Source organism: Mycoplasmopsis mucosicanis (assembly GCF_006546935.1).
GTDB classification, from domain to species: Bacteria; Bacillota_I; Bacilli_A; order Mycoplasmatales; family Metamycoplasmataceae; genus Mycoplasmopsis; species Mycoplasmopsis mucosicanis.
This window is the reverse complement of the sequence record NZ_SMDN01000016.1, coordinates 1-12,783: the sequence shown is the minus strand read 5'-3', so window position 1 is coordinate 12,783 and position 12,783 is coordinate 1. Positions and strand designations below refer to the sequence as shown.

The window sequence follows — 12,783 nt, the reverse complement described above, 5'->3', positions numbered from 1 at the left end:
TCGCTATGCCTTGTAATTTGTCTGAAAATTAAATCATTTTTTGCTGCATATCTCTGATTTTCCATAACAAAATTGTATTCCTTAGTTGAATTCTAACTAAGAGGTTCATTCTGTTTGGTATTTGAAATTTTTATTTATGTATTCATAAATTTGCTTTTATTTTTAGTAAATTAAACTATAATTCTTAACGTTATCGAGTTAATTATTTAAGATCTTAATAATAAAGGAGGACTAATGGCTATTGTTCCAAAACGTAAAACTTCTAAACAACGTAAACGTAAAAGACGTACTCACGATGCTTTAGTTTCGCAAAACCTTGTAACTTGCAAAAACTGCTCAAACATGATTCAACAACACAGAGTTTGCCAACACTGTGGATTCTACAAAGATAAAATTGTTGAAGGTTACAAAAGCATTAACTCACGTAGCAATTAATAATCCAGTGCACTTATAACCTGCTTTGCAGGTTTATTTTTTTTACTTTTAAACACATTTTTGAGTACTTTAGGTAAAATTTATACTTGATTTTTTCATATTTATTGATATACAAATACACTTATCTATATAATATTAGTATATGAAACGATACTTAATTATTGGCATAATAATATTTGTGGCCATTGTGTTTGAAATTGCTTTGTTTTTCTTGCTCTACAGACGTTCAAAGCTTAATAGATATAAAGAAAACTTATCACAATGAACTAAGACAATTAAACAGACAAATTCAAATAACTTTGCAACTCTTGAGCGAATAAAAACACTTGCTAAAAAAATGAATTCGTATTTGGAAAAATGTAAAAGTCTTTCAATTATTTATGAAAAGATGCATATTTGCTCTAAGGACCTTAGCTCACATATGCAACAATTGAATAATTACATCCGACAGCTTAAATTAAAGAAATCAACACAAAAATACAAAATAATCATACAAAAAATCGAAACATACAACGATTTGAACACAGAATTCAAAGGTTTAAGCGACACATTAAATAATCAATGAAAAATTGTAGAATCAGTAGTCATAAACTCTTTTTCACTCATAAATCAACTAAGGAATTTTATTGAAAACGATAAGCACAAGATACCTAACTCATACAATAGTTTAAAAGAAGAACTTAATGCGTTATATAACCAAACAATCGAACTTGAGAATCAAAAAGAGACTAAAAATATACAAGATGTGGCAGCATTATTAAACGAACATGATAAAAAATTGCGTTTTTTTGCCAACAAAGTTTCACACCTAATTATCATTGAAGACTTAATATTTAATTATATTCCGCAAAAATTAAATAAATTAGAACCTAACTCAACAGCATCACAAAGTTTGAATCAAGAATACTTAAAAATTGTTGACAACTTTAACAAGCAAAGTCCTTATCAAAAATCAGTTGAATTAATTAGAAATTGATTGTTTAATTATCATAATCATTGAAGTTACTTGAATAATGTTAAACAGTTAGAAACCTATATAAATTCTCATATTAAGAATATTGAAAAACAATTGCATTCTATCAAAAAATTTATAGATTGCATTCTGCAATTAAACAGCGACAAAAATTCCGAAATTACTCAATTATCAGTAGTTTTGGACAAAATGTACACTGAATTTGAAAACATAAAACATTCAAGTAATAAAGCCATATTTATTGAGTTAGATTCCTTTATTGAATCAATAATTAAGTTAGTTGCAAACATTAATAATATTGTTATAAAAATCAATGAAGAGGCAATACAACAAGACTACCAAAAATACTATTTATCAATATTGCGTTATTGATACATTAATGTAATTAATAATAAAAACTACATTGAGCAAAATGCAAACAATATCAAAAATATAGGTGCATTAATCAATATTTATGAAAAAATTTATTCAAATTTAGACAATATATCGCAAGTAAATATTGATGTATTTGTTGATAAATTGCTCAACTTATATACAACAATTAAGACTGCTCAAATTTATGAATTTATGACTAAAAATTTAATTGAATCAATTGCTTACAAAAGAATGGAAAATCCACATATTGATGCAGTCATAAATCAAGCATTAGTGCAACTTCAAAACAGAGAACAAAAACAAGCATTCAAACTAATTAAAAACTTGATTAATAAGGAGAAAATAAATGTATTCTAAAATTTTAATTCGCTATGGAGAGCTAACACTCAAAGGTAAAAATAGACAAAATTTTATTGATGTGTTGGCTCGCAATGTCTTAAATATAGTTGGTCAAAAACCAATTGCAAAATTTGATCGTATGTATCTTGATTATTCACCTCAAAACATTGAAAAACTCAACAATGTATTTGGAATAAGTTCTTTTTCACCAGTGATTGAAACTGCTAATGATATTGAAGATATCTTTAAAGCTGCAAAATCGTTAATTAATGAACAAACCAAATCATTTAAAGTTGCTGCTAGACGCTCAAACAAAAATTTTGAACTTACTAGCCAACAAATAAATCTTAAACTTGGTGCATTTATTTTAGAAAATTTTCCTAATATCAAAGTGGATGTTCACAGTCCTGAAGTTACAATTTTTGTTGAAATAAGACAAAATTCAACATATGTTTTTAAAGAAAATTTCAGTGGTTTAGGTGGGTTGCCAGTCGGTATTTCTGGCCGTGTATTGCACTTGATGAGTGGCGGAATTGATTCACCTGTTGCTGCTTATGAGTTGATGAAAAGAGGCCTTGAAGTGCATTTTTTATCATTCATTTCACCACCGCAAACTGACCAGCGAACTGTTGATAAAATGCAAAATTTAATCAATGTTTTAAGTAAATATCAGCCTAAATGTATGTTTTATTTAGTTGATTATTCAACAATTTTAAACTACATTGCACTTGTTTCTAATCAGGCTTTCAAAATAACATTATTACGACGAAGTTTTTACAGAATAGCCTCGCAAATTGCAAAAAATATGCATTTTATTGCACTTGCAAACGGAGAAAATTTAGGTCAAGTTGCTTCACAAACTCTCGAGTCACTTTCAGTAATCAATGATGCTAGTTCATTACTTGTTTTAAGACCACTTTTAACAAAAGATAAAGTTGAAACAATAAATATAGCAAAAAAAATAGGAACCTACGAAATCAGTATCATCCAGGCTAATGAAACATGTGAAATGTTTGCGCCAAAAGAGCCAGTAACTAAGCCAAGATTTGAAGATGTTATTAGATTAGAAAATGAACTTTCACAACTAAATTTATATGAATTTAATATAATTAAAGATAACACAAAAATAATTAAGATTAATAATTAATTAAGGAGAAATATGTCAAAAATTATTGATGTTTATGCAAGAGAAATTCTTGATTCTAGAGGTAATCCAACTATTTCAGTTAAGGTAATCACTGAAGCTGGTGCTGTAGGTGTTTCAATGGTTCCTTCAGGTGCTTCAACTGGTACAAGAGAAGCATGCGAACTTAGAGATAAAGAATTTCCTGAATTCGCAGATAACTGATTTGGTGGAAAAGGTGTTATGAAAGCAGTTACAAACGTAAATGATATTATTGCACCAGAAATTATTGACTTAGAAGTTAGCGACCAAAGATATATTGACCACTTAATGATCAAATTAGATGGCACTAAAAATAAAACTAGATTAGGGGCAAATGCAATTTTAGGTGTTTCATTAGCAGTTGCACGTGCTGCTGCTGAAGAGGCTGGATTACCTTTATATAGATATATTGGTGGTTCAAATGCATGCAAATTACCAGTTCCAATGCTTAATGTTATGAATGGTGGTGCTCACTCATCAAATACTGTTGATATGCAAGAATTTATGATTATGCCTGTTGGTGCAAAAACATTTAGAGAAGCACTACAAATGGCTAATAAAGTGTTTCACAATTTAGGCAAATTACTTAAAAAAGAACACGGTACAACAGTCGGTGATGAAGGTGGTTATGCTCCAAACCTAAAATCACACGAAGAAGTTCTTGACTATATGATTGAAGCAATTAAAGCCGCTGGTTTAGTACCTGCAACAAAAGGTGAAAAAGCAGTTGCTATTGCAATGGACCCTGCTTCAAGTGAATTTTATGATGAAAAATCAAAAAAATATGTATTTAAAAAACTTAAACAAGCAATCGATGAAAAACGTCCAGGTTTTGAACACCTTAAAGATGTAAAACTTGAATACACAACATCAGAAATGATTGATTACTATGAAAAATTAGTTAATAAATATCCTATTATTTCTATTGAAGATGGTCTTGCTGAATCAGATTGAGAAGGATTTAAATTAATGAAACAACGTCTTGGTGATAGATTGCAAATTGTTGGTGATGACTTAACAGTTACAAACCAAGAAATTCTTCGTGAAGCAATTAAAAAAGATGTTATGAACTCAATTTTGATTAAATTGAACCAAATTGGATCACTTTCTGAAACACTAGATACAATGGATTTAGCTCACAAAGCAGGCTTTACATGTGTTGTATCGCACCGTTCTGGTGAAACAGAGGATACAACAATTGCTGATTTAGCAGTTGCTCTAAACACAGGTCAAATCAAAACCGGTTCTCTTTCACGTACTGATAGAATTGCTAAATACAATAGACTTCTTGAAATCGAAGAAGAATTGGATGAAACCGCAAAATTTGATGGCGAAAAAACTTTCTTCAACCTTAAACGTCATGTTTAATAACTAATTAGATAACGAAAAATAGCAATTATGAATTGCTATTTTTTTCGTCATTATGCACAGCTGAATCGCTGTCTTTATCATTAATTGCTTGAGTGCTATGTTGAGCATCAGAATTGACACCAGATACTGAATTTTGTGTGTTTTCGTCGTTTTTTGGTGTGTTTAGTTCGTTCATTTTTTCTTTTTGTTCTTGGAAGTACTCAACAAAAATTAAAATGATAAATCAGATAATTAGGCCTACTGAACCACTAACCAAAAATACATCAGCAAAATTAAATGTACCAATTTGGCGACCTTGTCATTTCTCTAAGAAAGGCACAAATAGTATGTCTTTTACATTTCCTTCAAAAATAAACCTATCAAGCATATTTCCTACATCACCTGCTGAAATAAAACCAAAAAGGACTAGCATTACTTTTGAGTCAATAAGAAATGGAGTCGTTAATAAACCTAGAAAAATAATTATACTCATTACCTGAATAAAATAAATTGTTGCTTTATTTTCTCAGGGTAGCAGCGTCACTCCATGGTGCTCGACTGAACGAATTCCAAGAATTATGCCTTCATATGTTGGAGTCTGATCACCAATAAACTTTGCTCTATCTTTTCAAACAAAAAGTGTTGATTTAGTCACTTGATCAATAGTCAAAGCTACAATAAAAACAAGGACAAAAATTAAATAATTGATTAAGATTTTCTTCTTTTCATTTTTTCATTTGTTTTTGAGTGAAGCACCATACTCATGCATTCTTTGATGCAATGCTTGCATATGTTCTTTGAATGTTTTTTTAGGTTTGTAATTTCTTCCATCAACTTCTTTAGACATCTGTCTCCTTAGATTTCATAACTCTGGTACATAAAGGACAAATTCCTTCTACAATTTGTTTAGGTAGAAAATGATTTCAACATCTTTGACATTTTTGCGATTCAAATGTTTCTACTTTAAAATCATCTCCAAATTCAACAATACCAACCATAAGCAATTGTTTTAAATCGAGTGAAGAAATAAAGTCACTGCTTGATTTTAGTGTTAATTTAACTTCGTTGCTACGTTTAATTAAACCATCTTTGATTGCTTTTTCTATTGCTAAATTAACTTCGTCACGCAGTTTAAAGAATTCATCTCATAGAGAAATTAAGTCAACATTTGGTTGTTTTGGATTAATAATTTTTTCCAAATGTACTGAAATTTGTTTATTTTCCTTATCAAAGTAGCGGTATGCGTCCTCAACGGTTGTAGGTATGATTGGTGCTAGTGCGGTGAGTAAGAAATCTAGTATTTCATAAAAGTTAGTAAGTGTCATTTTCCGATTAATTGAGTCAAATTCTTCAACGTACAATATATCTTTTGTTATATTTAAATAAAAACTACTTAATTCAATAACATAATTACTAATTAATTTAATTGCACCAATAAATTTATACTCATCATATGCTTTTAAAACATTTGTTTTAACTTGCTCGAGTTGCTCTTTAATAAATGCATGAACACCTTTACGTGGTAGTTGAGCATCGTATTTAAATCCATCTAAATTACCTAAAATAAACTTGATTGTATTTCTAATTTTACGATATAGATCAGAGTTCTGTAGCAATATAGCATCTGAAATTGTTATGTCATTTGTGTACTCGCTGTTTGCAACTCAAAGTCTCAAGATATCAGCCCCGTGTTTTTGAATTACTTTTAAAGGATCAATAACATTTCCCTTTGATTTAGACATTTTTTCGCCTTTACCATCCAACACAAATCCATGAGAAATTAAGTTTTTATATGGTGCTACTCCACGATAGACTACTGAATTTATTAATGAAGAATTAAATCAACCTCGATATTGATCACTACCCTCAAGATATAAATCGTATGGTGCTTGAACATCTGGAGCAATTTCAACCGCAAGAGACGTTGAACCTGAGTCAAATCAAACATCCATAATGTCAGTTTCTTTTGTAAAACCTAGATTTTTGTATTCATTTGGTAAAAGTTCATCTGCAGTTTTTGATCATCATATATCAGCACCTTGAAGCTCAATTTGCTCAATAATATGATCAAAGATTTTTTCCTCAAACACTGGTTTTTGTTCTTTATCGTAAAAAATGATTAAAGGAACACCTCATGATCTTTGACGTGAAATTGTTCAATCATTGTGGTTTGCAATCATGTTTGTAAGACGTTTTTTTGCTCATTCAGGATAAGTGTTTACAGTGTCTAATTCATGTAAAATTTTGTCTTTAATTGCTTCAATAGAAACAAATCATTGAGGAGTACCTCTAAAAATTATTGGTTTATGAGTACGTCAATCGTGTGGATATGAGTGCAAAATTTTGCTTGAGTGGACTAAAAGTTGTTTGTCTTGCAATTCTTCTAAAATTCTTGAATTAGCCTTCAAATAAAATTCACCATTATACTCGCCACCTTGTTCATTGATTTTACCATCGTCTGCAATGTGCATTATTTTATTGAGGCCAAAATTATTACCAATTAAAAAGTCGTCTTCACCAAATAATGGAGCAATATGAACAAGACCAGAACCAGATTCAAGACTAACATGATGGCCAATCACAACTGGTGAGACATTGTTGTTTAAAGGACTTAAATATTTTGAGCCTACAATTTCATTTGCATTGAAAATTCCTTTAATTGTAAAGTTTTCTCAACCAAATATTGAACAAGTTTTAGCCACCAATTCTTCAGCAATTATGTATCTTGAGCCTTGATATTCAACAAGCGCATATTTAAAAAATTCACCAAGAGCAACACCTGAATTAGCTAGCAATGTTCAAGGAGTTGTAGTTCAAATAATTAATTTATCACCTTTAGATATTTGTTTTGAATTGCTTTCTACAATTTCAAATGCAACATAAATTGAGGGACTTTCAATATCTTTGTATTCAACTTCTGCCTCTGCAAGTGCTGATTGAGATGATGGTGATCAATAAACCGGTTTAAGACCTTTATAAACTAGGCCTTCAATAACCATTTTTTTAAATAATCTTAGTTGTTGTGCAACAAATTTAGGTTCAAGAGTGACGTAATATCTTTCGAAATCACTCAATAATTGCATTTGTTGAAACTGTTGTTTTTGTTGTTCAACTTGACTTAATGCATATTCACGAGCTCTTTGACGCAACTCAACCGGACTCAATTCATTTTTGTTCAGATGGGCATCTTGTAGCATCTTGTGTTCGATAGGTAAACCATGAGTATCTCAACCTGGTACAAAAGGTGAATAAAAACCTCTCATTGACTTATAGCGTACAATGATGTCTTTTAAAATTTTATTCATTGCATGACCGATGTGAAGATTTCCATTAGCATATGGAGGACCATCATGCAAAATAAAATGTGGATTATTTTTATTGTTTTCTAAAACTTTTTTATAAATGCCATTATCAATTCAAAATTGTCGAAATTGCGTTTCTTTAGCTACTAAATTAGCACGCATTTCGAAATCTGTTTTAGGCATATTAAGTGTATCTTTATAATTTTTTTCTGACATAGCACTCCTTAATAATATAAAATATATTTTACTTTATAATTCAAATATAAAAATATTTGTTATTAAAATTAATATTATATATAGACAAGGATTTATGATGAAGCAATCAGATTCAATAGACAAAAATGTATCAAGCAACACTGAAAATAATATAAAAATCGCTCTTGATTTTTACAACGAGTACAAAGAATCTATTGCTGCACGAAATAAAAATAGCATTTCAAAAGCATTTAATTTTGCAAATGATGATGAATGATACACAACAAAAGAAGATATCCAACACTTCATAGACAATGCGAAACTACCAAAAGATATGGTTATTTGATGTCCTTTTGATGTTGAATCTTCAAATTTTGTAACAGTCTTCCGAGAAAATGGTTATTCAGTTGTTAGTTCACATATTTTTGAAGGCAAGGATTTTTACTTATATGAGCCAAAAAAATGAGACATAATTGTTTCCAATCCGCCATTTAGAAACAAACACAAACTATTGGAAAGACTTTTGAACTTTGGTTGTGAAAAAAAATGAGCTCTTATTTTTGGAATTCAATGTTTAAATAGTGAAAAGTTCTGTGACATGTTGCAAAAATTCAAAAGACCACAATACGTACATCTAAAGAGAAGAATGTGTTTTACTAAAGACCATCTCAATTATGATGTCCTAAATTTACCAAGACCATCTTTTGCATCAATGTGAGTATGTAATAATATTTTTGAGCGCGACATCCAGGTTTGGAATGGTGTTAATTATAAAAAAGATAATAAGGAGTATTGTTAATGATTATTGATGTTTCTCAAGGTTTTATTGATAATTCATATAATGAACTCAGCAAAAATAGAGGCGCACATGTAAATAATGAAATAATTTATGACCATATTAAGACATTGCTAATATTTGAAAATATTATTGCTGATGACGCAAAAATTAGTTGAAGGATAATTAAAGAAAAGTTTCAAGGTATTGTTTTAGACGAAAAGAAAATTGTTTACTTTACACAATTCCTTACATTGAATGGAAAGACAAAAAGCAGAAATACTTTTGCTAGTCAAAATATAAATCCGATCTATAAATATGCAAATAAAAATGAAATTTTCGATATTTCAGTATCACTAAATCCTTTTGATTTACAACACTACCCTATTAAATTACCAAGAACTATAATAAAAGATTTATCTTCATTTAAAACACAAGGAATTACTATAAACAAATCATTACAAAGCGATAAGATTATTAGTTTTACAAGCATTAACCAATATGTACAAATCCGAAATGAACTACGAAAGAGTACAAATTACAATAGAAATTCAACATTAATAAAAATCTTTGATGACTTGAACATTATAACTGTTTACGGGAATTTTGATGGTGCTTCAGGAGTTGATACATTAAATTGTCTAAGACTCATAAATAACTTAAGAAATAGTTCAACAAATATAAAAGAATTCTGAACATTAAACATTGGTACAGATGTACCTTCAAAAAAAATTATTAAGTACATTGAAGAAGAGTTGCAATTTAAATATATACATAACCATATGATTAATGGTGTTCCTGTTTTAAGACAGTTTTTAAATTCACAAATAACCAATGAACCAAAAGAATACAATGCAGAAACAATCAAAAGAAACCAACCATTTTTTATTCAAAATATTTTAAGAAAATACAAGGAATACAACATAAACACGTGTTTTTGCTGTTCATATTCAATTGTTAATAATCTTATTGCTTCTCATATTCATAGATTTGCAGATATCCGAAAGGAATTTGAAGACAACAAGATTGATGCAATTAAGGCGACTGAGTTATCAATTTCTGGTGATAATGGTTTTATGTTATGTCCTAATCACGATAAAGAATTTGAAAACGGTCAAATTTATTTTGATGTTAATTCACTCAAAATGGTTGCATCTGATATCAATGAAGCTGCTCAAAAAGACTATATAAATAGTCTCATTGTTATGCAACCAATTCCAAAAGACTTGCTTAATGATTTATTTTTATCAAATGTACAAAAACATATTACTAGAACAAAAGCTAACCATTAAATCTATATGTTTTATTTAAAAATTTCCCAAAAGTACTCAAAAATGTGTATTTACGATTTATTTGTTGCATGAATAGATTGCGAACTTATCCAAATTTACTAATGATTGGATTAGTAATGGTGTTGTGTCTAAGTATAAAATTATCAAATTGAGAGACTTTTTGTGAGTCATAGAAATCACGATTTTTTTTACTCTATAAAATAGATAACATTATCATTTTGAACTTGAACAAAATGATCAATATAACTTAATGGTTATTTAATGTCTTTCGATAAAGTTAAAATTTTTTTAATTTTAGTAGCTACCGCCTTAGCCAAAAGTGGTGGAACAGCATTACCTATCTGTTGATATTGAGATAAATGTTTTTCTCAAGACATTGTTGTTCTTTTACCCTTAAATATATACGAATCAGGAAATGATTGAAGTCTGGCTGCTTCTCTTGCCGTGTAATTTCGATTAATTAACGGATGGATAAAGTTACCTTGAAAACTTGCTGCAATTGTTGGTGAAGGTTTATCAATAAATGGTCTCATATTATTTTGTGAGTATGTTTTACCACTAATTTTTGAGGCATCTCCGCGCTTGCGCATCATGTGTTTTTCTTCAACATCTGCAAGTGACTGACCTTGTTTTATTGTCGCAAATCTTTCAATAAGTCTCTTGGTGTGTCGCATTGCAATATGATTATATACTCTAGAAGAATTCATTCTTGCTCACTTTTGGTAATCATTGAGTGGTTCAGTAAAATATTTATCATCGTCAACACCTTCACCAGATTGAATAGGTCGTAAATCTAATATTGCATCGCCAATCGATACATAATCATCCTTTTGAATTTGAACTTCTGGGAATCTATCAATAAAAGGTGTACATAATTCATCTAGTAGACCAATAAATAGAACTCTTTTTCTTGTTTGTGGCACTCCAAAATCGGCTGCATTGAGAATTTTGTAAGATGTGTTGTAACCCGCTTTCTTAAATTCTGAAAGAATTAGTTCAACTACATTTTCATTTTTTGATGTTTTCATTGAAAGCAAACCAGGTACATTTTCCATCACAAAAAATTTAGGTTTAATTGTCTTTACAAATCTAACAAATTCCATAAAAAGACTGTTTCTAGGGTCGTTTTTATCTCTATTTCCGCTTAATGAAAAACCTTGGCAGGGTGGACCACCTATAATACCGTCGATTTCAATATTAGGTTCTAGATAACTATTAATATCACTAATAGAAGTTAAATCAGCAGTTATAACTTTTGTGTCTGGATGATTGAATTTGTATGTTTCAGAAGCCCATAAATCCTTTTCTATTGCCAAGACAACCTCAAAACCGCCCATTTCAAAACCTGTACTTAAACCTCCACAACCTGCAAATAAATCAATAAGTTTCATAAAAACACCTCCAATCATATTATCTACTAAACTACATATTTTATTAGTATTTAAAATAGAATATTTCATCATTTATGTTATAATATTATTAATATTATAACAAGTTTTTTGGCTTTTTATCTAAAAACAACATATTTTTTATTGTAGCTTAGCAAAGTAATAATTATATATTGTTGATAATTTTACAGTGAATAAGTCCAAATTACTGATAGGAGATTTAATGATATATATGCACGAGCATAATTTATTATCTAAAATTAAAAACAACTATAAAAACAAGGGTAAAATACTTGAAGAATTTCACAAAAATGTATATCTCAACTTTAGAAATAACATAGAAAAATTAACATTATCAAAGCACAATCCGGAAAATTTTGAGGAGTTTGCACAACTCATAAATTGATATTATTTTAAACTAGTTGAATTTAGTAAAAACAATAATATTTCTACACAGTCTAAATTTGAATCGTCATTTTTAGAGGAAATAAATTGCTACTTATTTCAAAATTTATTACCGATAAAAAATAATGAGTTAGGTATTTTCAATAAACGTATTTTTGCAGGTTTAAAAATAAACAATGAAGGTAAAATATCATTAATCAATAAAGATGTGGATTTTTGTATAGGAATTAAGAGTATTATTAAAATAAATGATCAACCCGGTATTTCTCTAACTATCCCCGTTGTTTGTGTAGAGGTTAAAACATATTTAGACGCGACAATGTTTGGTGAAGTAAAAAACTCATCCTCTTCTATAAAATATGCAAATCCTAATTCAAATATGTATTTGCTTTGCACTTATTTAAGCATCGCTAATGAACACATTATTTCTGCAAGAGGAAACAGTGCTTTAAACGAGATATTCGTATTAAAACACAACAAGGATAACTTATTTGATTGGAAGATTTTTTATGACTATTATTGTGAAATAGAGAATTGTGTAATGAGTTATAAAGCAAGTGATAAGATTACAGTACCTGGACGATTATTTAAACCTTTAATTACTTATAGTCATTAATTAATGCAACATTTATGTTATTTTATTTTGTAATATTACATCACTTTTCCTGCGTTTCTGAGTTGCGATAATTAATCGCTCACTTATTCGACTATTAAGTACTACGTACTTAATTTTTTTTAACTTTTTATATACAATTATATACAATTTGATATAATTTAGTTATGAAGAAT

10 protein-coding genes are annotated in these 12,783 nt (G+C 29.1%); 7 read left to right on the top strand and 3 right to left on the bottom strand.

Annotated features, from left to right (window positions below; translation table 4 throughout):
• Positions 1–234 precede the first annotated feature (234 nt).
• The 4 genes from rpmF (at position 235) to eno (ending at position 4,655) form a co-directional block, all read left to right on the top strand.
• A complete protein-coding gene (gene rpmF, locus E1I18_RS03240) occupies positions 235–435 on the top strand; it encodes a 50S ribosomal protein L32 (RefSeq protein WP_141484161.1) in 201 nt (66 codons plus the stop codon).
• 142 nt (positions 436–577) lie between these two features.
• Positions 578–2,140: a hypothetical protein gene (locus E1I18_RS03235; RefSeq protein ID WP_141484160.1), complete on the top strand. Its 1,563-nt coding sequence runs from the start codon at positions 578–580 to the stop codon at positions 2,138–2,140.
• A complete protein-coding gene (thiI, locus tag E1I18_RS03230) occupies positions 2,130–3,269 on the top strand; it encodes a tRNA uracil 4-sulfurtransferase ThiI (protein WP_141484159.1) in 1,140 nt (379 codons plus the stop codon). The genes E1I18_RS03235 and thiI overlap by 11 nt, the downstream gene beginning before the upstream one ends.
• Before the next feature lie 12 nt (positions 3,270–3,281).
• Positions 3,282–4,655: a phosphopyruvate hydratase gene (gene eno, locus E1I18_RS03225; RefSeq protein WP_141484158.1), complete on the top strand. Its 1,374-nt coding sequence runs from the start codon at positions 3,282–3,284 to the stop codon at positions 4,653–4,655.
• Positions 4,656–4,683: 28 nt separating this feature from the next.
• Here eno and E1I18_RS03220 read toward each other — a convergent pair whose 3' ends face one another.
• Positions 4,684–5,484 carry a signal peptidase II gene (locus E1I18_RS03220; protein ID WP_141484157.1) on the bottom strand — a complete coding sequence of 267 codons (801 nt, stop codon included), beginning with the start codon at positions 5,482–5,484 and terminating at the stop codon, positions 4,684–4,686.
• Positions 5,477–8,155 (bottom strand): isoleucine--tRNA ligase, encoded by a 2,679-nt coding sequence (gene ileS / locus E1I18_RS03215; RefSeq protein ID WP_141484156.1) that lies wholly within the window; start codon positions 8,153–8,155, stop codon positions 5,477–5,479. The genes E1I18_RS03220 and ileS overlap by 8 nt, the downstream gene beginning before the upstream one ends.
• A gap of 97 nt (positions 8,156–8,252) precedes the next feature.
• Here ileS and E1I18_RS03210 point away from each other — a divergent pair, with 97 nt between their 5' ends.
• Both E1I18_RS03210 and E1I18_RS03205 read left to right on the top strand, forming a co-directional pair.
• Positions 8,253–8,933 carry a sugar-phosphate nucleotidyltransferase gene (locus E1I18_RS03210; RefSeq protein ID WP_141484155.1) on the top strand — a complete coding sequence of 227 codons (681 nt, stop codon included), beginning with the start codon at positions 8,253–8,255 and terminating at the stop codon, positions 8,931–8,933.
• Positions 8,933–10,201 (top strand): HNH endonuclease signature motif containing protein, encoded by a 1,269-nt coding sequence (locus E1I18_RS03205; RefSeq protein WP_141484154.1) that lies wholly within the window; start codon positions 8,933–8,935, stop codon positions 10,199–10,201. Before E1I18_RS03210 ends, E1I18_RS03205 begins: the two co-directional genes overlap by 1 nt.
• A 254-nt stretch (positions 10,202–10,455) precedes the next feature.
• Here E1I18_RS03205 and E1I18_RS03200 read toward each other — a convergent pair whose 3' ends face one another.
• Positions 10,456–11,592, bottom strand: coding sequence for a DNA cytosine methyltransferase (locus E1I18_RS03200; protein WP_141484153.1), 1,137 nt, complete (start codon positions 11,590–11,592; stop codon positions 10,456–10,458).
• A gap of 220 nt (positions 11,593–11,812) precedes the next feature.
• Between E1I18_RS03200 and E1I18_RS03195 the strand changes: the two genes are divergently transcribed.
• The gene (locus E1I18_RS03195; RefSeq protein ID WP_141484152.1) at positions 11,813–12,610 is read left to right on the top strand and encodes a Bpu10I family restriction endonuclease; all 798 of its coding nucleotides are present in this window, start codon (positions 11,813–11,815) and stop codon (positions 12,608–12,610) included.
• Positions 12,611–12,783: the final 173 nt, after the last annotated feature.